18 protein-coding genes and 1 rRNA gene are annotated in these 22,841 nt (G+C 41.7%); 9 read left to right on the top strand and 10 right to left on the bottom strand.

Translation table 11 applies throughout. From position 1 onward, the window contains the following. Nucleotides 1-137: 137 nt before the first annotated feature. Nucleotides 138-246: ribosomal RNA gene (gene rrf / locus BLS32_RS17795) — 5S ribosomal RNA — on the top strand. A 1,321-nt stretch (nt 247-1,567) separates the two neighbouring features. Here the strand turns inward: rrf and BLS32_RS18370 are convergent. The 6 genes from BLS32_RS18370 to BLS32_RS17760 form a co-directional block, all read right to left on the bottom strand. Next, nucleotides 1,568-1,885 (bottom strand): hypothetical protein, encoded by a 318-nt coding sequence (locus tag BLS32_RS18370; RefSeq protein ID WP_139171810.1) that lies wholly within the window; start codon nt 1,883-1,885, stop codon nt 1,568-1,570. Between the two features lie 212 nt (nt 1,886-2,097). After that, the gene (locus tag BLS32_RS17780) at nt 2,098-2,751 is read right to left on the bottom strand and encodes an endonuclease III domain-containing protein (RefSeq protein ID WP_091399311.1); all 654 of its coding nucleotides are present in this window, start codon (nt 2,749-2,751) and stop codon (nt 2,098-2,100) included. A gap of 116 nt (nt 2,752-2,867) precedes the next feature. Then, the gene (locus tag BLS32_RS17775; protein ID WP_170227613.1) at nt 2,868-4,373 is read right to left on the bottom strand and encodes a T9SS type A sorting domain-containing protein; all 1,506 of its coding nucleotides are present in this window, start codon (nt 4,371-4,373) and stop codon (nt 2,868-2,870) included. A 154-nt stretch (nt 4,374-4,527) separates the two neighbouring features. Beyond that, nucleotides 4,528-4,917, bottom strand: a complete 390-nt coding sequence (gene msrB / locus BLS32_RS17770; RefSeq protein WP_091399305.1) for a peptide-methionine (R)-S-oxide reductase MsrB — start codon at nt 4,915-4,917, stop codon at nt 4,528-4,530. Nucleotides 4,918-4,939: 22 nt separating this feature from the next. Then, complete coding sequence (gene msrB / locus BLS32_RS17765) at nt 4,940-5,440, bottom strand: peptide-methionine (R)-S-oxide reductase MsrB (RefSeq protein ID WP_091399301.1); 501 nt, start codon at nt 5,438-5,440, stop codon at nt 4,940-4,942. Between the two features lie 3 nt (nt 5,441-5,443). Continuing rightward, complete coding sequence (locus BLS32_RS17760; RefSeq protein ID WP_091399298.1) at nt 5,444-6,307, bottom strand: alpha/beta fold hydrolase; 864 nt, start codon at nt 6,305-6,307, stop codon at nt 5,444-5,446. Between the two features lie 74 nt (nt 6,308-6,381). Between BLS32_RS17760 and BLS32_RS17755 the strand changes: the two genes are divergently transcribed. The 7 genes from BLS32_RS17755 to BLS32_RS17720 all read left to right on the top strand — a co-directional run bounded on the left by BLS32_RS17755 (nt 6,382) and on the right by BLS32_RS17720 (nt 18,467). After that, nucleotides 6,382-8,316 carry an alpha-1,4-glucan--maltose-1-phosphate maltosyltransferase gene (locus BLS32_RS17755; RefSeq protein ID WP_091399295.1) on the top strand — a complete coding sequence of 645 codons (1,935 nt, stop codon included), beginning with the start codon at nt 6,382-6,384 and terminating at the stop codon, nt 8,314-8,316. Next, nucleotides 8,313-9,944 carry a maltokinase N-terminal cap-like domain-containing protein gene (locus BLS32_RS17750; RefSeq protein WP_091399292.1) on the top strand — a complete coding sequence of 544 codons (1,632 nt, stop codon included), beginning with the start codon at nt 8,313-8,315 and terminating at the stop codon, nt 9,942-9,944. The genes BLS32_RS17755 and BLS32_RS17750 overlap by 4 nt, the downstream gene beginning before the upstream one ends. A 306-nt stretch (nt 9,945-10,250) precedes the next feature. Beyond that, on the top strand, nt 10,251-11,612 hold the full coding sequence (locus BLS32_RS17745; protein ID WP_091399289.1) for an RCC1 domain-containing protein: 1,362 nt from the start codon (nt 10,251-10,253) through the stop codon (nt 11,610-11,612). Nucleotides 11,613-11,644: 32 nt separating this feature from the next. Then, nucleotides 11,645-13,549 (top strand): 1,4-alpha-glucan branching protein GlgB, encoded by a 1,905-nt coding sequence (glgB, locus tag BLS32_RS17740; protein WP_091399285.1) that lies wholly within the window; start codon nt 11,645-11,647, stop codon nt 13,547-13,549. Nucleotides 13,550-13,753: 204 nt separating this feature from the next. After that, nucleotides 13,754-16,150, top strand: a complete 2,397-nt coding sequence (locus BLS32_RS17730; protein WP_091399279.1) for a glycoside hydrolase family 31 protein — start codon at nt 13,754-13,756, stop codon at nt 16,148-16,150. Nucleotides 16,151-16,191: 41 nt separating this feature from the next. Continuing rightward, nucleotides 16,192-17,010, top strand: coding sequence for a M48 family metallopeptidase (locus BLS32_RS17725; RefSeq protein ID WP_091399277.1), 819 nt, complete (start codon nt 16,192-16,194; stop codon nt 17,008-17,010). A 128-nt stretch (nt 17,011-17,138) separates the two neighbouring features. Continuing rightward, nucleotides 17,139-18,467 carry an MFS transporter gene (locus tag BLS32_RS17720; protein ID WP_091399274.1) on the top strand — a complete coding sequence of 443 codons (1,329 nt, stop codon included), beginning with the start codon at nt 17,139-17,141 and terminating at the stop codon, nt 18,465-18,467. A gap of 30 nt (nt 18,468-18,497) precedes the next feature. Here BLS32_RS17720 and BLS32_RS17715 read toward each other — a convergent pair whose 3' ends face one another. Genes BLS32_RS17715 through BLS32_RS17700 form a run of 4 tightly spaced genes read right to left on the bottom strand, consistent with a single transcriptional unit; the run spans nt 18,498 to nt 21,387 of the window. Then, complete coding sequence (locus BLS32_RS17715) at nt 18,498-19,220, bottom strand: head GIN domain-containing protein (protein WP_091399270.1); 723 nt, start codon at nt 19,218-19,220, stop codon at nt 18,498-18,500. 19 nt (nt 19,221-19,239) lie between these two features. Beyond that, complete coding sequence (locus BLS32_RS17710; protein ID WP_245699508.1) at nt 19,240-20,307, bottom strand: DUF4097 domain-containing protein; 1,068 nt, start codon at nt 20,305-20,307, stop codon at nt 19,240-19,242. After that, nucleotides 20,291-20,836, bottom strand: coding sequence for an anti-sigma factor (locus tag BLS32_RS17705; protein ID WP_091399264.1), 546 nt, complete (start codon nt 20,834-20,836; stop codon nt 20,291-20,293). Before BLS32_RS17705 ends, BLS32_RS17710 begins: the two co-directional genes overlap by 17 nt. Further along, complete coding sequence (locus BLS32_RS17700) at nt 20,830-21,387, bottom strand: RNA polymerase sigma factor (protein ID WP_091399261.1); 558 nt, start codon at nt 21,385-21,387, stop codon at nt 20,830-20,832. Before BLS32_RS17700 ends, BLS32_RS17705 begins: the two co-directional genes overlap by 7 nt. Before the next feature lie 164 nt (nt 21,388-21,551). On the opposite strand from BLS32_RS17700, the gene BLS32_RS17695 reads away from it, so the two are divergent. Further along, nucleotides 21,552-22,739, top strand: a complete 1,188-nt coding sequence (locus BLS32_RS17695) for a fibronectin type III domain-containing protein (RefSeq protein ID WP_091399257.1) — start codon at nt 21,552-21,554, stop codon at nt 22,737-22,739. Nucleotides 22,740-22,841 lie beyond the last annotated feature (102 nt).

Here is a 22,841-nt window from a genome sequence, read left to right as displayed (position 1 = left end):
CCTGCCCGAAAGGGCAGGAATAAACTTTCTTTCTTTATTAAAAAATTTCTTTATCCCAGTGTGTTGATAATATTAGTTTGTATTTGGCTTTTTTAAAAGCAAAACTGCAAACAAGTTGCCCAAAGCAACTAACGACTTAAGGTGGTTATTGCGGCGGGGCTCACCTCTTCCCATCCCGAACAGAGAAGTTAAGCCCGCCTGCGCAGATGGTACTGCAATTTGTGGGAGAGTATGTCGTCGCCTTTCTTTAGAGAAGCCTGTCTGAAAAGACAGGCTTTTTGTTTTTATTGGAACCACGTGTTCGCCCTTCGATTCGTCCCATTTAGCTTCGCTCAATTCGGGCCAACACCATCAGGTCTTTTGAAAACCCTGTTCTAACGAACGGGGTTTTTGTTTTTATATATTCCCTGTCTTTTTGATACGGATATTTTTGCTTTTCAGTTGATGGCGCACGGATTGGAAATCCAAGCGATCGGGATTTACCTTTAAAATGCAATTACACCGATCTCTGTAACGAAAGATTTACATGGAAGTAAGGTGGACTGATAATGCCATTGATAGCATGCTATCCAATAGTGATATGCTGCAAAATACTGGAGCTTTAGCTGCAATTTTTCCTCTGGATCTGGAAGTGCGGATGTTTTTTTTTTAAACTCGTGCAAATCTTTGGCAAGTTTATATTGTTTTTTCAGTTCGAACAAACATGGCTCAACGATCGTGACCAATTTTTACAGCCATCGGAATCTTTAACCGAGGAATTCAAAAGTGATTGCCTTTTTGGATGCTTTTTAACGGCAGAAACCTTACTGCCAGTGCAAATGGCCTAGAATGGAACGACAGAAAGTAGAGTCTCGCGAATCATTTTATTCAGTTTACCGAAAAGAAGTAGGTGCGACAGACCGGTTTTAAAGTCATTTTATGGTGCAATTTAAAAGGAATGAAGCTTTCGGCTGAGGCAAAAGCGGTGTTAATAAAGGTAAAAAATTATGGCATGCTTATTTTGCACATACTGACGTGCGGGCGGTTCGCGAAACATTTAAGCTGAATCACGCAGATGTAGGTTGGTACCAAATCAGAAAAGCATTGCAAACCCGGAACAGCAGTGGCGATTTTTTGCCGGCAAGCTTTAAGGCATTGGAAGATTCTTATAAAGCTTTGAGTGAAAAACCGCAGCCACAGGTTTATGAACTGGGCTTTTAAAATTATAGAAGTGAGTACGGTTCAGATGTTCCATAAAAAAGGAGCTCAAATTTTAAACTCTTTTTTTATTAAATGATTTATGCCCTTGTAAATCTAATTCCACTGATTTGGTGCCTTAACATCGTTTTTGACATTATAAGGCAGATCTAAAATTCCTGTTTTCTTGCCGTATATCAATTTATCTCTTGAAATCAGTGCATTGCTGTAGGCGTATGTGGTGTGATAACTGCTTTGTTGGCGATATTTAATTGTTGTCGCAAAGAAATTAAAGCAGCTGTTTTTAAATCTGCTTCGTTTGGATTGTAAAGTGGAATTGATTGTAATAAGGTAATCAATTCCTGGAAGAAGTCGGCCTGACGGTCGAGCTTTATTGTGATGCTGAGATCGTTGGGGTTTCTCTCTTATTTTCTGATGAACCTTTAATGCGCGTTTTCCCTGGATGTTGAGCGCTTCGGCAGTTTTGATGCTGGTTTCTGGAACTCCGGAAGCTTTGAGCGTTGCTAGAATTTGTTGACAATGGCTGCAACAGTTCGAATAGTGTTTTGCGGGTTCCGCGTGAATTGGTTAATGGGATCTCAGTAGTTTTGATGAGCAGCAGCGACTGTTCGGCTACAGTTTTTTGGGTGGTTAGTGCCGAAATTTTAGTGCGGTATTGATTGGGTTGTATTTGTGTAATTGTTTTCATGGCATTTGTGCTGCGGCTGCGCCCCGGGTAGTTATTTGCAGTAGACGGTGTTTAATGATGGATGCATGTTGAAGTTTGAAGCGGTTGCGTGAGGGATGGAAGCAAGGTGCCGCGCACCGCCCGACAGCGTTGCAATGTGATGCTGAATTTTCCGAAAAACTTTCCGCAACGGTGGCACGCCATAAAAAAATCTGTACTGTGACGGATTTGTATTAGCAATTTTCTGGATTGTGTGCTTTGCAATACGCACAATGCTTGCTGAGAATGCATTCGGAATGTTTAGGGTTTGTAGGGCGGCACGTTTCGCGGCCTAAAAAGGAAATCGCCATCCCAACGTCGCTCCATAAGTCCTGCGGCAATACCGCCATTAAATCTTTTTCGAGTTTGTCTCCGGTTTTGGCTTGGGAAATTCCGAGGCGCGGCACTACGCGAAGCACATGCAGGTCGACCATGATGCCTTCGGATTTGACTTCTGCTTCGCGCATGATGACGTTTGCAGATTTTCTGCCGATGCCTTTTAAGGCAACCAGGTCTTTCATGTTGGTTGGAATATTTTTGTCGTCTTTGAGTTCGTTTGCGATTTCAATCAGCCAACCCGCTTTTTTGTCAAAGCCACGCACTTTCCCTATCAGCGGTTCCAGATCGTGTTTTTGAACTTTTGAAAAAGCTTTCAAATCCGGATATTTTTCAAAAAGGGCAGGAGCAAGCTTGTTGATGTGTGCATCGGAATCCTGCGCAGAGAGTACGACCATGACCATAAGCTGGTAAAGATTATGGTAATCGAGGGGGTGTTTTTCGTTTTTGTATTTGGCAATCAGCGGTTTTAGCGCCTTCGCCCAGTCGGTGTGTTCCATAAATAAATCCATATCCATAAAGTTAGGAAGAAAATGGGTTGGAATAATTCTAAATTATAGCGATACCGAATCCATAAAAAAAATCCGCCATTAGGACGGATCTTGATTTTTTTCCTGGCTGAAGCCGATTATTCTTTGAGGAGTTTTTTATAAGATGTGCCTTTATCGGTAGTAATTTTCAGCATGTAGTTTCCTTTTTGAAGGCCTAATACATTCAGCTCTTTTGTATTTTGAACTTCAAGGACTTTTGTTCCTATCATTGTAAAAACCGTTGCGTTTGCTGCAGTTTCTGTGAATGTTATTTTTTCTTTTGCTGGATTCGGATAAAACGAAATCGTATTTTGATCCTTTACGATGTTTTCTGTTTCCAATAATCGGCTATCGGGTGCAAGTTTTACGATCCAAAAATCAGACGCACCGTGGTTTCCGGTCACATTTCCATTGTTGGATTGCGCAAACCCGGCCACAATATAACCAAGATCGGCAGTAAGCTGAATTTCACTTGCGCCGTCATAAGTCGTTCCGCCGAGGCATTTTTGCCATTGTAAAATGCCGGTTTCGCTAAGTTTTAAAACCCACATATCCTGTGAACCATTGCTTGGGCCAACGTTTCCGCTCCAGTCAGAATTGGTCACGCCGGTTAAAATATATCCGCCATCAGGGGTAAGCTGGATGCTTCTTGGCACGTCGAAAAAACCGTCGCCGCCGTAGCTTTTTTTCCATTCGAGTCCGCCAAGCGCATTCAGTTTGGTTACCCCGAAATTATGTCCTGTCGAATTCCCAATCCGTGTTATGGTATCGCCGGTCACGATGTAGCCGCCATCCGGAGTTTGTTTGATGCTATGAACAATGTTGCCATCTGTATCGGCATATTCCCACTGAATTGCGCCCAGACTGTTGCACTTTACAACCCAATATCCGTAATAAGCATGTTCACCGGCTGCAATGTAACCACCATCGGCAGTTTGCTGAACCGTCATAAAATTATCTTCGTCGGTGGCACCAAGCGATTTTTCCCATTCAAGGACTCCAGTGCTGCTAAGCTTTACAAGCCAGCCGTCGATAAATCCGTGAAAATTGGTCACATCGCCATTCACAACCCTGATATTGCCATCATAAGAATACGTTTGTCCGGCCACAATGTATCCGCCATCGGTAGTTTGCCTGATTTCATAAGCCGATTCTTTGTCGTCGCCACCGTATTTGTGCTGCCATTCAATCGTTCCAACGGCATCAAGCTTTATGATCCAGTAATCTTTGTCGCCGTGGTCATTCGTAATGTCGCCATTATTGGAATCAGAATAACCTGCCACGATATAACCGCCGTCGGTGGTTTGAATGACACTGTTTGCCTGGTCGTCAAAAGTACCGCCGTAGGTTTTTTGCCACTCGATAGTTCCGGTATTATCAATTTTTACAACCCAATAATCGTTGCCGCCGTGGTTGGAAACAACATCTCCATTTGTTGAATTGGTATAACCGGCAATAATATATCCACCATCATTCGTTTGGGCGATGCTGTTTGCATTTTCATTCCCTGTTCCGCCATAGCATTTCTGCCATTGAATGGCCGGCGCTTGTGCAAATGTTTGTAAAGCTGTGAAGAGCAATGCGCAGAGTAGTATTTTTTTCATTTTCCGTTTCATTATTTTCGCGAAGGTATTGTATTCTTTTAAAACGGTATAATTTTGAGTGTTAACATTTTATTGTAATGCATTTGATGCAAAAAGCGCCCATTTACAAGAATATATTTCCGCAAATGGGCGCTCTTGTTTTGTGTTAAGATTGCTATTTTTTCAAATCTACCGACAGCGAATTCACGCAATACCGCGTTCCGGTTTCTGTAGGGCCGTCATCAAATACGTGTCCAAGATGGCTTCCGCAGGTTGCACATAAAATCTCTGTACGCAGCATCCCGTGCGTCGAGTCCTTAATATATTCGACTTTTCCAGGAATGGATTCGTCGAATGAAGGCCAGCCACAGCTTGAATTGAATTTAGAACTGCTTTCGAATAAAGGTTCGCCGCAGGCTCCGCAGCAATACGTGCCTTTTTCAAAATCTAAATTGTATTTTCCGGAATGCGGCATTTCAGTGCCTTTTCCACGAAGAATGCGGTAACGTTCCGGGCCGAGTTCGGCTTTCCATTCTTCTTCTGATTTTTTAATTGGATAATCCATGGTGTTTTGTTTTTGGTTGAAATTATTTCTTCTCCGGAATGAATTTAATGGAAACCGAATTGGTGCAAAACCGTTGTCCGGTCGTTTCTTTCGGGCCATCGTCAAAAACATGTCCTAAATGTCCGCCGCATTTGGCGCAGGTCACTTCAGTACGCGACATTCCGAATGTATTGTCGGTCGTATAATTTACCGAGCCTTTGATGGCTTTGTCGAATGAAGGCCAGCCACAATCCGAATGGAATTTCGAATCTGAATTGAAAATGACATTGCCGCAGGCGGCACAAACGTATTTTCCTTTTTCGAAGGTATTGACATAGTCCCCTGTAAATGGCCTTTCGGTTTCTTTTTCGCGCAAAACCGCATATTGATCCGGCGTTAAAACTTTTTTCCATTCCTCATCTGTCTTTACCACTTTACCAGTTGGCGGCGTTGGTGTGGCAGGAGGTGTGGGTTTTTTCTTTTCCTGCCCTTGGCAAGAAGCCATTGAAAACAGGATCATAAATAAGAATGCTAATTTTTTCATGGTTTAATTTTTAATAAAGTTGATTGTTTTTTGGATCACTTCGTCATTGCCGAGAATTTTGCGGTGTCCGAGCCCTTTGGTGATCATTAGTTGTCCGTTTTTGAGATGTTTGTGGATGTGGATCCCGGCTTTTACAGGAACATCTTCATCGTCGTTGTCGTGAATAACAAGTACCGGGATTTCGGTTTTCCCTGCCGCTATATACGCAGAATAGCTGTCCATGGATTGCTGTATTTTCTTTTCAAAATGCTCGCGGAGCAAAGCGCTGAATTTGTGTTTCAATCCGAGTTGTAAAATAAAATCGTCTATAATATCGCTTACAATATCGCCGCTTCCAATTGTCACCAGATGATTGATTTTTAAGCCTCTTTTTACCGCATTTAACGATGACATTCCACCAAGCGAATGGCCGATTGCTGCTTCAAACGGGCCGAATTGTTTTTCAATTTCGAGGATGCTTTCAATGAACTCGGTCATGATCGTGGTTTTTCCTTCCGATTTTCCGTGGGCAGGCGCGTCAAAACTGATGGTGGAATAGCCTTGCTTGATCAATTCATCTGCAAATTTCACGAGTTGTGTGCCGCGCCCTGACCAACCGTGAACCAGCAGGGTTTTTTTATCTGAAGTTCCGTATTTATAAACAACAATATCTTTTTGGATAGAAGGAATGTTTATCGTTTTTTGCAAACTATTGGCGTCCATTTCGATTTCACGTTTCGGAATCTTGTGTTTCATCGGGGTTGTGAATAATCTCGCGGCAAAAAGCACGGCCAGTTTCGGTGAAATAAACGCTAAAAATTTAGCAGAGGCAATAATAAACTTAGGAATTTTCAACGATTGAGCCGCTTTCTTTGATTTCTTTGCCATTTCACTAATTTTCCATGCAAGTTATTATTTTATGCAAATTTTATTAAATTTAGAAGTCATAAATAAAACATAAAATGCAGAATCAAACCCGAATAGTTATTGAAAACGTTTTACCGCAACTCGACAGCGGCGCTTTTTTTATCAAGAGAATTACAGGCCAAACCGTTACTGTTACTGCAGATGTTTTTTCAGATGGGCACGATGTCATCGAATGCTGCGTCAAATTCAAACATGAGAACGATGACAATTGGCAGGAAGTGCGGATGCAAGCCACTGAAAATGATGCTTGGACAGCCGAATTCAAAGTTGAAAAACAAGGCCATTATACTTATTTTGTTGAAGGTTGGGTCGATTATGCATTGAACTGGCAACACGGCACCGAACGAAAGATCCAGGACAACCAGCATGTAAAATCAGAATTGCTTGAAGGTGCAGAGTATGTCAATGCAATTTTAAAAAGTGCCGATAAACTAGAAGCCGCTTATCTTAAAACCGCCGCCAAATCATTTGCAAACGAAAAAGACTATGACAAAGCTATTGAAACGGCAATGTCGCACGAATTGACAGCAATCTTCAAAAAATATCCTGTCCGTTATCTCGCCAATCAATCGATTGCGTTGAAGGTTTACGTAGATAGGCCGAAAGCTTTATTCAGTACTTGGTATGAATTTTTCCCACGCTCGGCTTCAGAAATCGACGGCAAGCACGGTACTTTTAAAGACTGTGAACGCTTATTGCCAAGAGTGGCTTCGATGGGTTTTGACACGTTGTATTTTCCGCCGATCCATCCTATAGGGGAAGTCAACCGCAAAGGAAAAAACAATGCAACGAACGCGCTGAAAGGCGATGTGGGTTCGCCATGGGGAATCGGATCACAATATGGCGGGCACAAATCGACACATCCTGAACTCGGAACGATTGACGATTTTAAAGCATTGGTCAACAAAGCAAAGGAACTCGGCATTGAAGTGGCGATGGATTATGCTTTGCAGGCTGCGCCCGATCATCCGTATGTAAAAGATTTTCCACAATGGTTCAAATGGCGTCCGGACGGAACAGTGCAATATGCCGAGAATCCGCCAAAAAAATACCAGGACATCCAACCGATTTATTTTGAAAGCACAGATTGGAAAAACCTCTGGAAAGAACTTTTAGACGTAGCATTATTCTGGATCGAAGAATGCGGAATCCATATTTTCCGTGTAGACAATCCGCATACAAAGCCGTTTTATTTCTGGGGCTGGCTAATCGCCGAAATCAAAAAAAAACATCCCGATGTGTTGTTTTTGGCCGAAGCTTTTACGCGTCCTAAAATCATGAATGAGCTGGCCAAACAAGGCTTTTCGCAATCATACACTTATTTCACCTGGCGGAATTCCAAAAAGGAACTCATTGAATACGTCACCGAACTTACCCAGACGGAACAAAAAGAATTTTACCGCCCGAATTTCTGGCCGAATACGCCTGATATCAATCCGTATGCGCTTCAAGGCAGCAACGAAGCGGTGCATTTGCAAAAATATTTTTTAGCAGCAACGCTGAGTTCGAGTGTCGGGATTTACGGGCCGGTTTTCGAATACATGGTTTCGGCAGCAATACCAGGAAAAGAGGAATACCTCGATTCTGAAAAATACGAATTCATCAAATGGGATTGGAATAAAACAAATAAACTGACCACCGTGATTTCGCGACTGAACCACATCAGGAAAGAACGTCCTTCATTGCAACAAACTAACAATATCGTATTCTGCGACACGACAAGTGACCAGGTCATTGCGTATTATAAATATGATGATGATAAGGAAGATGAAACATTAATGATTGTTAGCCTGGATCCTTATTACCCGAAACAAGCGACTGTTCGCCTGCCATTAAAATCTATTGGAAACCAACCCATAAGAGTTCATGATTTAATCACCGGAAACAGTTACATTTGGGATAAAGAATGGAATTTTGTCGAATTGCACCCGGCACTTCCGTTTCACTTGTTTAAAATTCAAAGGCAATGATAGAAAATAAAATCAATGAGGATGGATTCCAAAATCCGTTTGTATTTAAAACCGACTGGAAAAATGCCCTTGAAGATCCTGAATTTGTCAAGATATTTTCATCTGATATTTTAGAGCAATACATTGTCAACAAGCGTTGGTATGGCGGAAAAGCCAGCACATTAAAGTATATTGAGATCGTAGATTCTTTCAAAATTACCTCAAAGAAAAATACCTATTTCGGTGTGTTGCTGGAAGTGAATTTCAAGGAAGCTTTTTACCAGCATTATTTCATGCCAATTTCATTCATGTCGGAAGAAGAGCTTGATACGAATACCATCATTGCTCCTGTAAAAATGAACGGACAGGAAGGTTTTTTAGTTGATGCTTTGCATCAGGAAGATTTCCGTAAACTGCTGTTTGATAAAATTGTAAGTGAAAAAACAAAAGACCATAAAGTTAAATTCCACCGCGGCGAAAAGCTCGAAGAAACCGAATATGTGAGTTCGAAATTCATGGGTGTTGAGCAAAGCAATACATCGATCATTTACAACGGAACTTTAGTCTTAAAGATCTTCCGACGCATTTATATGAGCACCAACCCGGATTATGAAATCAGCCGCTTCTTAACCGAACGCATGGATTTCAAAAGCTCGCCCGCTTACAAAGGCAGCATCAGCGTGAATTTATCCGAAGGAAATATGACGCTTGGACTCATGCAGGAACTCGTTCCAAACCAGGGCGATGCCTGGCAATTTATGCTTGAAGAAGTTGACCGTGTTTTCGATAACCTCAAAACCAAGAAAATAAAAGTTGCGAAACTACCTGATATTGACTTGTTCAAAAGACTGAAAATCAACGAAGTGCCGCACGAAATAATTGATTGGGCGGGATTGAGCATTTTCATGCGAATGCATACTTTAGCCACGCGTACCGCAGAAATGCACATCGCCCTTGGAAGCGATATTCACGATACGGCTTTTACGCCAACGACTTACAACGGCGATTATACCGTTTGGCTCAAAAATCGCCTGACCTATCAGTTTCAAAACCGCTTAAACATACTCGAAAATAATCTGCACAAACTCGACGGGCTTGCGCTTGAACTTGCAAATCAATTTCTTGACAACAAAAAGGAAATCCGTAAATTATTCCTCGATTTCGACTGGACAAAGATGAAATCGGAACGCATCAGGATTCACGGTGATTACCATTTAGGGCAGGTTTTGGTGAATGGCGACGACTTTTATTTGCTGGATTTTGAAGGAGAGCCTGAAAGTACGATCCGCGATCGAAAAGTGAAGCAGCCGCCATTGAAAGATGTGGCCGGCATGTTCCGCTCGTTCCATTATTCAATTTATGCGACGATTTTTAACAACAAAGACAAATATCCATACGACCAGAAAGAACTGTTCCAGGCCGGGGAAATCCTGTTCAAATATTTCGTCGGCGTGTTCATCCAAACGTATACTGAAGTCGCACAGGCCGGAAATTTAAACATTGGTTATAGAAAAGAAATCGACTTTTTACTCAAATATTGCATTCTGGAAAAAGCGGTTTACGAACTTGGATATGAACTCAACTCGCGCCCACGCTGGGCTGTGATTCCGCTCACTGGAATTTCGAGTATTATGGAATTTAAGCAATAATATCAATTAAGTGATTTATAATCAGGAGCCCTTTCCTGCTGTCCGCTTTATCTTTTGCTTTGCTGCGCTCCACAAAAGGATGCCGCTTCCATCAGGGCTAGGGCATTTAATTAAAAAGAACATTGTCCAAATGCATAAAATGATTCGAATAAGGAGCAGTTTCATGTGTCAGTTTATCGATGCTTGTTCATTGGTTCTCAACTATATTTCTTTGTTTCGACATATCGGAGCCAATTGAAAAATATTGAAAATTGGAGCTAAAATTTCACAGCATTCAATAAATTAAAACAATAACACAGCAACCAAATGAAAAAAATTATTCCGCTCTTCCTAATTTTAATATCCGGATACACACGGGCACAATGCTTTGAATCCATCGCTCCAGGTTATCAGCATACGCTAGCGTTAAAATCCGACGGAACTTTATGGGGCTGGGGAAATAACAATTCTGGTCTTTTGGGAAACGGCTCCCAGGAACCTTTGAATTTGCCAACACAGATTGGTGTTGAGAACAATTGGAAGACATTAACCTCCGGATCCTCATACCACAACGCCGGGATTAAAAATGACGGAACTTTGTGGGCTTGGGGCAATAATGAGTATGGGCAATTGGGTGATGGAACAGCAACTTCAAGTTCAATTCCGATACAGGTCGGCCACGAAACCAACTGGGTTGCAGTCGATGCAAGTTTTAGATATACGGTCGCTTTAAAAAACGATGGCACGTTATGGGTCTGGGGTGGAAACAACTCGGGCCAGTTTGGAAACGGTACTTTAGCAGGCAACCTTCTTCCTGAACAAATAGGACACGACACCGACTGGAAATCTTTTGAAGCAGGCCAAAATAACATCAGCGCTATTAAAACCAATGGTACTTTATGGATATGGGGAAATGGTCCCGCGCTTGGCAACGCGACTCCAGGAGATAACTTGTTTCCAAGGCAGGTCAACAACGATAACGACTGGAAATCGATTTCCCTTGACTCTTCATTTGCCATCGCTCAAAAGACAGATGGTACTATATGGTCGTGGGGAGATAACGTTAACGGCGAGTTGGGAAATGGCACTTTCATAAGCAGTACGCTTCCAACGCAAATTGGATCAGACACCGACTGGGAAATTGCTGCGGCTACAGCCGGGTCATCGGTTGCTGTTAAATCTGACGGAACTTTGTGGACCTGGGGCTTCAATATGTTTGGAGCACTTGGAAATGGCAATTTCACAAACAATCCGTTTCCAATTCAGGTTGGTACTGCGAATGACTGGCAATCTGTTTTTCCGGGAAATGCGCACGTTTTTGCATTGAAAACCGATGGAACATTATACGGCTGGGGCTGGAATATTTTCAATCAGGTTGGTAACAATACTACGACAGATATTAATGTTCCAACGTTAATTACAGGTGTTTGTAGCTTGTCTGATCAAGGCTTTACTACAGAAAACACATTTGTAGTTTATCCGAATCCAGCAAATGATGTTATTTACATTCAAAATGTTCAATCCAAAACTATAGATGGTTTTATGATCTCAGACTTATCAGGAAAGAAAGTAGTCAGCAATGCCGGAAATATATCCCAAATAAATATCACAGCATTACAAAAAGGCGTTTACATTTTACAAACCTTTTCAGGAGCTGAAACTTTCATCCAAAAAATAATCAAACTATAACTCGATATATACAAGCGCAAAAAATACAACTGATGAATCAAACCATATCACATTCACTTTTCACCGATTTCGACATCAACCTTTTTAAAGCTGGAAAACATTTCCGCCTCTACGAAAAACTAGGTGCGCACCTCATAGAAGTTGATGGCGTCAAAGGAACCTATTTCGCAGTCTGGGCGCCATCTGCACGCTCGGTTTCTGTCGTAGGCGATTTCAATTACTGGATTCAGGGCGAACATCAGTTGTTCGTGCGCTGGGATGGAAGCGGCATCTGGGAAGGCTTTATTCCAGGAATCGAAAAAGGCGCGGTTTACAAATACAAAATCCAATCAAATAACAACGGTGTTATTACCGAAAAAGCCGATCCATTTGCGTTATACTGCGAACATCCACCGCAAACAGCTTCTGTCGTTTGGGATCTCGAATACAAATGGTCCGACAAAGATTGGATGGAAAAGCGCCGCGAAACAAACGCGCTCGACAAACCCTATTCTGTTTATGAAGTGCATTTGGGTTCCTGGAAAAGAAACGCCGAAGGCAAATTCTTTACCTATTTAGAACTTGCCGAAGAACTCGTAAACTACATCAAAGAAACGGGATTCACACATGTTGAATTCATGCCGATCATGGAATATCCATACGATCCGTCCTGGGGTTACCAACTGGTAGGCTATTTTGCGCCAACGTCGCGTTTTGGGAAACCGCAGGATTTTATGTTTTTAGTCGACAAATTACACCAAGCCGGAATCGGGGTCATTTTAGACTGGGTTCCGTCACATTTTCCAAGCGACGCACATGGTTTGGGATTTTTCGACGGTTCAAATTTGTACGAACATCCCGACATGCGAAAAGGCTATCATCCTGACTGGAAAAGCTTGGTTTTCAACTATGGACGAAACGAAGTGCGTTCCTTTTTGATCAGCAACGCGATCTTCTGGCTTCAGCATTATCACGCCGACGGTTTGCGTGTGGATGCAGTCGCTTCGATGCTGTATCTTGATTATTCCAGAAAAGACGGCGAATGGGAACCGAATATTTTCGGAGGCCGCGAAAACCTCGATACGATCAGTTTCCTTAAAGATTTTAATGAAGCCGTGTATTCCAATTTTGATGGCGTCCAAACTATTGCTGAAGAAAGCACGTCTTTTCCGATGGTTTCGCGCCCGACATTTTTAGGCGGACTCGGTTTCGGGATGAAATGGATGATGGGTTGGATGCACGATACACTACAGTATTTCCAAAAAGAACCGGTTTACCGAAAATACCACCAAAACGACCTGACATTTTCGATGACCTACGCATTTAGTGAGAACTTTATGTTGCCGTTGTCGCATGATGAAGTTGTGTATGGAAAGAAGTCAATTGCAGGCAGAATGCCGGGCGACGAATGGCAGAAATTTGCGAATTTAAGATTGCTTTACGGCTACATGTTTACGCACCCGGGAACAAAATTGTTGTTCATGGGTGCCGAATTCGGGCAAAGCAGGGAATGGAATTTCGAAGGCAGCCTTGATTGGCACTTGCTGGAATTCGGGTATCACGATGGCGTCAAAAAACTAATTACCGATCTGAACAAATTGTACAAAACCTATCCGGCTTTATACGAAAAGCAATTTAACGCCGACGGTTTTGAATGGATTAATTATTCTGATCACCAGAATGCCGTAATGTCTTACATCCGCAAAGGAAACAACCCAAAAGAAGATGTAGTCGTTGTATTGAATTTTACGCCCGTCGTTCGCGAAAATTACCGCATCGGATTGCCTAAAAAAGGAAAACTTACACAGATTTTCAACAGCGACGAAACCAAATACAACGGAAGCGGCATCGGGAATTCAAAAGCGATCAAAATTGCAGCTGAACCTTGGAACGGACGCGAGTTTTCAGCTGAATTGGTTTTACCGCCATTGGCGGTTACCGTTTTTAAAATGTCTTAGATAAACCGTTTTTTAACCACAAATTACACGAATCCTCACTAATTTTAAATTTGTGTAAATTTGTGTGATTCGTGGTTAAATTTTTAAAAGCATTACGACAACGTTTGCGTGAAAAACTTCTGAAATCGTTTTCAGAAACCACAGGATTTTGTATGTTTGGAACCGTTGCAATCATGCATTTTAGCTCATTAGAACCCCATAATTATGATCACAAATACAGAACTCGAATTTAAAGGCGATTTATATCCATCGAAAATAGTTGAAGTAAAAAAAGATGTTGATTCTGTGTTTTTTTATACCGATAACAATGTCATCCTGAAACTTACAGTACTTCGCGACAGCCTGATTCGCTTTAGATATACGACAAAAGGCTATTTCAGCAAAGACTTTTCGTATGCGATCGATAAAACGCAATCGCATGGTTACAACTTTCTCGAACTGACAGAAGAAACTGATAATTACGTCGTAACGACTAACAAAGTCATTGTTAAAATCCATAAAGTCGATTTGCGGATTGACATCACAGATCTTGAGGACAATTCGATTCTCGAAGATGAACTCGGATTTCACTGGGAAGAAAGCTATCAGTTTGGCGGGAATATCGTCAAAATGAGCAAGACTTCCAAAGATGGCGAAAGCATTTACGGGCTGGGAGACAAGGCTTCACACCTGAACTTAAAAGGAAAAAGGGTTGAGAATTGGGCTACCGATCAATATGCGTTTCACAAAGACCAGGAACCGTTGTATAAAGTCGTTCCGTTTTACATCGGGCTTCAAAACAAGCAATCTTACGGTGTGTTTTTCGACAATACGTTCCGTACTTTTTTCGATTTTTCTCATGAAAGACGAAACGTCACCAGCTTTTGGGCAGAAGGCGGCGAAATGAATTATTACTTTATTTATGGCCCGCAAATGTCGGATGTCATAACAACTTATACACATTTAACAGGAAAACCTGAACTGCCACCGTTGTGGGCTTTGGGTTACCACCAATGCAAATGGAGTTATTTTCCGGAAAGCAAAGTGAAGGAAATCACGAGCAAATTCCGGGAACTCAAGATTCCGTGCGATGCGATTTATCTCGATATCGATTATATGGAAGGTTTCAGGTGCTTTACCTGGAACAAAGAATATTTCCCCGATCCGAAACGAATGGTTGCCGAACTCGCCGAAGACGGTTTTAAAACAGTCGTTATCATTGATCCCGGAATCAAAATCGATAAAGATTACTGGGTATATCAGGAAGCGCTTGAAAAAGATTATTTCTGCAAACGCGCCGATGGCCCGTACATGAAAGGAAAAGTATGGCCGGGTGAATGCAATTTTCCCGATTATACCAATCCGGCAGTCCGCGAATGGTGGGCCGGATTGTTTAAAGAACTGATCTCCGATTTTGGCGTTAAAGGCGTTTGGAACGATATGAACGAACCGGCCGTCATGGAAGTTCCAGGCAAGACTTTCCCGCCTGATGTACGCCACGATTACGACGGAAACCCATGCAGCCACAGAAAAGCACACAACATTTACGGAACACAAATGGCACGTGCGACTTATGAAGGCGTGAAGCAATTTGCGTATCCGAAAAGGCCATTTATCATCACAAGATCGGCGTATTCCGGCGCACAACGATATACTTCATCGTGGACCGGCGATAATGTCGCGTCATGGGAGCATTTATGGATCGCAAACATTCAGATGCAGCGCATGTCGATGTCGGGAATGGGTTTTTCGGGTTCTGATATTGGCGGATTTGCAGAACAGCCTTCGGGCGAATTGTATGCACGCTGGATTCAGCTTGGCGTGTTTCACCCATTTTGCAGGACGCACTCATCGGGCGATCACGGCGACCAGGAACCTTGGTCTTTCGATCCGGAAGTCATTAACATTACGAGGAAATTCGTCGAAATGCGCTACCGATTGCTGCCATATTTGTACACAATGTTCTGGGAATACATTAACGACGGTGTTCCGATGCTGAAGCCTCTAGTATATTTCGACCAGGAAGATCCGCAAACGCATTACAGAACGGACGAATTCATTTTTGGGAATCAGATTTTGGTCTGCCCGATATTGGAACCAAACGCGCAAGGCCGCAGAATGTACCTTCCTAAAGGAAACTGGTACAACTACTGGACCGAAGAATTGGTATCGGGAATGAAAGAATTGTATGTTAAAACCGATTACGATCAAATTCCGATTTTTATCAAAGAAGGCGCGATTATTCCGAAATATCCTGTCCAGCAATATGTGGGCGAATTGGAATTTGATGAAATTACGCTTGACGTCTATTTCAAAATCGGAAAAGAAAAATCGATGCTTTATGAAGACGCGCAGGATGGTTACGATTACAATAAAGGAAGATACAGCTTGTCGACATTTACCTTTAAAGGAAGCGAAAACCAACTCGTGGTCCAGCAATTTAATGAAGGAAAATTCACCGTTCCCTATTCAAAATACAAAATCAACCTGCATGGATTGCCGTTTAAAGTAAAACGCATTTACATTGATAATGAGCGTGCTGAGTTTGAAACGGTTGCATTCGACGGCGAAACATTGGTAATTGATAAAGATTTCACGGAATTGCATATCACGGCTGAATAATATTAATGATATATTTGCCATGAAATGTTAAATTTTGAACCATGAAAAAACAACTTTTATTGATCGGGATGGGCCTTGCAGCAATTGTTTACTCGTGTGCGACCAATCCGTTTACCGGAAAAAGCACTTTGGCCTTGGTTCCGGATTCCCAGATTTTGCCATCTGCTTTTGCACAATACACCACTTTTCTCGGACAGAATAAAGTGATTACAGGAACGACAGATGCACAACGTGTGACCAATGTTGGCACAAAAATAAAAACCGCTGCTGAAAGATGGCTTAATGCCAATGGATATGCAGGTTATTTAAAAGATTACCAATGGGAATACAAGCTCGTTGACAGTAAAGAAGTAAATGCCTGGTGTATGCCAGGAGGAAAAATTGTTTTTTACACAGGAATTCTTCCGATCACAAAAGACGACGCCGGAATGGCAGTTGTTATGGGTCATGAAGTTTCCCATGCATTATTAAACCACGGACAGCAACGAATGAGTGCCGATGTTTTGACGCAGCTTGGAGCAGCTGGAGTTGGCGCGGCAGTTGGAAGCAAAAGCGAAACCACGCAGGCAATTGCAATGCAGGCATACGGAGTTGGAACACAATATGGCGTGACTTTGCCTTTCAGCAGAAGCAACGAAAGCGAAGCAGATAAAGTGGGTTTGACATTAATGGCGATTGCAGGTTATGATCCGACAGTTGCTGTGGCTTTCTGGGAAAGAATGGCTGCACAATCAGGCGGACAGGCACCGCCGGAATTTATGAGTACACACCCATCAGACGCCACCAGAATTGCAAACCTGAGAAAACTGATTCCTGAAGCCAAGGCAGAAGCTGCAAAATTTGGCGTAAAATTCAAATAAAAAAGTACAATCATATCAAAGCCGTTCTGAAAAGGATGGCTTTTTTTATGTTTTGAAATAATTAAGATTTTCCGGCTTTTAAAAAGTCTGGTAAAAAATAAATACATTCGCAGTATAAACGACAAACTATGGCAACGCTTGAAAAAGGAAGCAGGAAATTACTGAATGCATGGGCATTTTACGATTGGGCAAATTCGGTTTATCCGTTAACGATCTCATCGGCCATTTTTCCCATTTTTTATGAGAAGCTTTTTACGGGTAGAGATCATTATATTCATGTTTTCGGGACGACTTTAAAAAATTCAGCACTAATCAGTTTTGTGACTGCCGCGGCTTTTTTAATGGTCGCATTCATGTCGCCATTGCTTTCCGGAATTGCCGATTATGTTGGGAACAAAAAATCGTTCATGCGCTTTTTTTGTTACCTCGGAGCGTTATCATGCATGTGTTTGTATTGGTTCAGCCTTGATAATATTTATGTCGGATTGTTGTTTTATTTTCTCGGATTGATTGGCTTTTGGGGAAGTCTGGTGTTTTACAATTCCTATCTTCCGGACATTGCCTATCCGGAACAACAGGATAAAATAAGTGCAAAAGGCTATTCCCTTGGCTATATAGGAAGTGTAATTTTACTGATTTTTAACCTTGCCATGGTAATGAAACCGGATCTTTTCGGAATTACCGGAGAACCGTTGGAAGCAGCCATCAAAGCCATGAAATATTCATTTATAAGCGTTGGGATCTGGTGGATCGGCTTTAGCCAATATACCTATTATTATCTGCCGAAAGGCAATAAAAATGCCAATAGGAAAGTCACCGGAGCTGTCGTTTTCAATGGTTTTCGCGAACTTAAAAAAGTCTGGGAATTGTTGAGTGCCAACATTTCATTGAAAAGATATTTATCGGCTTTTTTCGTTTACAGCATGGCCGTTCAAACAGTAATGCTGATCGCGACTTATTTCGGGGCGCAGGAAATCCAATGGTCGAGTGAAAGCGAAAGCACGACCGGATTGATCATTTGCATTTTAGTGATTCAGCTGGTTGCAGTGCTTGGAGCGGTTGCAACGTCGCGCGCTTCGGCAAAATTTGGAAATATCCCGGTTTTGATTGCGATCAATATTTTTTGGGTGTTGCTTTGCATTGGCGCTTATTTCATTACTTTGCCGATTCATTTTTACGTGATGGCAGGTTTGGTTGGATTGGTCATGGGCGGAATCCAGGCGTTGTCGCGTTCGACTTATTCGAAACTTTTACCGGAATCGGATGATACGGCTTCGTTTTTCAGCTTTTACGATGTATCGGAGAAAATCGGGATCGTCATCGGAATGTGTGTATACGGAATCATCGATCAAATCACAGGAAGCCCGAGGTTTGCCATTGTTTTTCTGGCTGTATTTTTTATTGTAGGCGTTATTTTATTATTCCGCGTGCCAAAAAAAAGCGCCTTAAATCAATAAGACGCTTTTTCAATAATTAACCCTTTTATTTTAAGATTTCTGGATGCTTCCGGAGCCCGAAACTTTGGTGTCTTTTTTCTTCGGATCGCCTTTGTAAGTGATGCCACCTGAACCGGAAACACGCGCTTCAAAATTTCCGGAGCAATTCACTTTACAGTCGCCAGAACCTGAAACTGCAGCGTTCACGTCGTTGCTCGCCAAGTCATACGCATTCAAATCGCCCGATCCTGTGATGCGGCATTCAAAATTCTGTGTTTTCCCCTGAAGTGTCAAATCTCCCGATCCTGTCATGGCTGCAGTTGTTGATTTTGCTTCTACATTTAATTTAACATCGCCCGAGCCAGTGAGTTTTGCTTCGAAAGTATCGGTTTTGATCGTGCCTTTTGAATTTACATCGCCCGAGCCTGTTAGGCTTACACCGTCAAGACTTTCATACGGAACGGTAATCCTGATCCCTTTACCAACGCTTGGGCGGATATTTTTTCCTTTATCGATATAAATTTTTAAAGTGTGCTGAACGACTTCAACTGTAACGAATTCCAAAAGGTTTTCTTCTCCGTTAATATCAATGTTTCCTTCTTTTCCCGGGACTAAATCCACATCAAGAAATCCTGAAATGTCAACTTTGTCGTAATCTACAGTGGTCATTTTTTTAGAAGCCATTTTTCCGTTTCCGGTGATTTTCCCCGACGACCATTGTGCATTTGAAACTGCCGAAAGCATTAATGCTGCTAATAAAATTGTTTTCTTCATTTGATTGATTTTTTGTTGATTATGGATTTTTGGTCAGGCTGACATTGCCGTAATTTGATGTGATTGAAACTTTATTGGTGCCTTGTTTTTTGTAATAACCCTGGTAGCTTTTGCTGAAATTGGTTTCCTGTTTGGAAGTCAGTTCGATATCGCCGTCATTTTTAAAATTGCCGAATTTAAGGCTGATGTCAAAATCAAATGAATAAGCCGGGCTGTATCCGATACCGACAGAAGTGTAACCCGAATTGACATTGATGTTTCCGGCTTTCGCACCCATTTCATCCACAGTCAGCTTGCTGTATTTGGTGTTGACTTGCAAGTTATTCAGGATTTCGCCGACTTTGATTGTCAGATAATCGCCGATGCCTTCGAGATTCGAAATTTTTCCGTAGTTGAGTTTTCCGTAGCTACAATCGTATTTCAGGTTGTTTCCGTTGGTGAAATTGATGTCTGTGTAATCGGCTTTGAGATTGATGTTGCCGAAATCGTTGATCGAAAGCCCGGAATAATCGGCGCTTACACTGCCGTTTTTCACATAATCGACACTTGATTTATTGCAATATTCAATGTCTATGATGTTGCTGTTTCCGCTAAGTTTTCCCATTGTGACTTTCCCGTATTTGCATTTGATGTTCACATTGGCAAACAAATCAGCCGAAAGGACATCGCCATATTTATTGTTGATTTTTACGCTTCCGTTTTTTGGGATTTTGATCGTGTAATTGATTTCGAAACTGTTGTTTTTGCCATTTGTATTTCCTGATGAATTGGAAATTACCGTTTTTGCAGTGACCATGCTTTTCAAAGCTTCAATTTCCACATCAATGTCATCGATTTTTTTATTGACCCATTCTTCGCGGTCACCGCTGACTTTGATCTGGATGTCGAGTTCAATTTTGTCTTCATTCCAGGTGGTCACGTAAACATTTCCGTAGGAATTCTGGATGTCAATTCCGGCGTCGGGATTTACGATATAGGCTTTTTTAATGCTTTTTTGCTTCGTGAATTTTCCGATTTCTATTTCATGAGCCTGGGCCAATGCAGGAATCATCAATATAATAATGAGTGATTTAAGTAGTGCTTTCATGTGTGGTATTGTTTATTTTTTCATTGTCCTCGATGTGCTTGAGCACGTTTTCAAGGAATGAAATCCGGGTTTTTAAGTTGCGGATCATGGCATAAATAATTTGCCTGCTTTCCCCGTTTTTGATTAATTCGAGTTTAATTTTTTCATAATCGGCGTCAAGCGCTTTCATTTGGATTAACGCATCGGCGACGATTTGTTCATTCTGTGGCGATTTTTTCTCTTTCACTTTTTCAAGTTCGATTTTGATCATCACCGTAAAGATCGAATCGGTTTCGCGGGTTTGTCTTGAAGCAAACTCCAGGCTGCTGTTTTTTGATTGATTGTGATTGTAATTAAAAAAAGTAAAAAAACCCACGATGATCAATATTGAAGCGGCAATCGATAGCGAATACCAGCGGTTTTGTTTTGATTTTTTACGGGATTGCTTCGCTAAAAACCGGTCGTAATGGTTCTCATCGGGTTCGTGAATATCCCATTGGTTTTCGAACTTTACAAAAAAGTCATCCATTTTGTCATTTTCCTTTAACATGTTTCCTCTAATTTTTTTCTTAAACTTTCTTTCGCCCTGCTGATCGTCGTACGGCAATTGGCATAGCTGATATTCAGGATTTCTGTAATTTCTTCCTGGTCATAACCTTCGATATAATGTAGTGTAAGCACCATCCGGTAATTGTCTTTGAGGCTTTCGATCGTTTGAAGAACCTGATTGACTTTTAGATGGTTGAAATCAACGCCTGGTTCGTTGTGGTTTGCGTCATCTTCCACTTTATACATGATCTTTTCAAAGTCATCAGTTTTGAAATGACTTTGTTTTTTGTAGAAATCGATGCTATAATTGATGATAATTCGCTTTAACCATGCGCCAAACGCGACTTCCTGACGGTAATCATCGATTTTAGTGAACGCTTTCAAAAAGCCTTCCTGCATCACATCTTCGGCAAAATGAGCATCTTTCACAATTCGATAGGCCACATTATACATCGCTTTGCAATAGCGGTTGTAAATCTCAAATTGTGCTTTCTGGTTTTTTTGCCGGCAAAGCGAAATTAATTCCTCGATATTTTGTTTAGCTAAACTCAAACAGTTGGTTATGATTTAAAACAAATGACGGTACTTTTTATGGTGTGTTACAGTTTTATTAAAAATAATGTGATTTTTTTTTCGTTCGAACGGATAGGAAGTTATGAATTAATTATATTTGGGACGTTCAAAAAAATTCAACCAATCTATATACCTTAACCACAATGAGTAAGTCTAAGTTTTTTATCTTTATAATAATCGTTGCGCTGGGATTTAATTTTATCGGATGTGACAATGAACCAATTGACCCTGCGATAAGTCTTGAAAACCCTGAAACCGAAGCCTGTGCATCGCCGGCTTTATTGGCCGTGAGTGATTTTATAGGAGGCAATAAAGTAAACGTGAGCTGGGATGGCGATGGGGAAACCTGGCAAATCCAATATGGGATCAAAAATTTTGCAATCGGATCAGGAACAGCAGTAACTGCTACCACCAATCCAACTAGCATTACCGGACTTGATTCCACCAAAGAATATGATTTTTACATCCGTACGGTTTGCAGTGCCACAGAATTCAGCGAGTGGGTTGGGCCGGTTGCCGTAGGAAATGTCATCATCAACACGTGCGATATTCCTTCAAATGTTACTGCTATACGGGGTGCCACAAACAATACAGTCGTAAATGTGACCTGGGCTTCTACGGCAAGTTCCAATTGGGAAGTGCAATATGGCGCTGCCGGATTTGCGTTAGGAGCAGGAACGATTGTGCCTTCAGCAACGCCTACTAAACAAATCACAGGATTGCTGGCTGCCAACGGATATGATTTTTATGTAAGGACAGTGTGCTCTGCAACTTCTTCAAGCACCTGGGCCGGGCCGGTTCATGTTGATCCTGTAGGGACAACGAATCCCGGAACAATAGATACCACGCCTGCATTAATGACTGCAAACATCGATGGGGTGCAATACAATGTTTTAAGGCCATTCTTTTATCAGGTACTGGGCAATGATATCAATGTAGAAAATGATGGTGCCGATCCAGGTGTGCCGCGTTTTATCAAGCTTCAGGGAACAGACAACACGACGACGGTCAATACAAACAATTCCCGTGAAATCAACTTGTATATTCCTGATACTATGTGGACACCGGGAACGTATCCATTGCATTGGGAAACAGGTTTTGAAGATCCGCTTTGCTGGGTACGATTCGTCGTTTTTTCCGTTCCGGATATTGATGCAAGAATTACCGATGGTTCATTGACGGTTACCGAATTCAACAGAACGACCAAAAGAATAAAAGGAACTTTTGAGTTTACTTACGAAAAAATTAATGATGATGGTGACGTGATCGGAACGGCCAGGGTAACTAATGGGACATTCAATTACGGTCTCGATGATCCTTATTTTGATTGATACTTACAAACTATAAAATATTTAAATCCGCTTCGGCGGATTTTTTTATGGCATAAATGTTGTCTCCTAAAACCATCGCATGAAAAACGCGCCATATATCGA

The organism is Flavobacterium noncentrifugens, from assembly GCF_900100375.1.
GTDB classification, from domain to species: domain Bacteria; phylum Bacteroidota; class Bacteroidia; order Flavobacteriales; family Flavobacteriaceae; genus Flavobacterium; species Flavobacterium noncentrifugens.
This window is presented reverse-complemented; position numbering and strand designations above follow the sequence as displayed.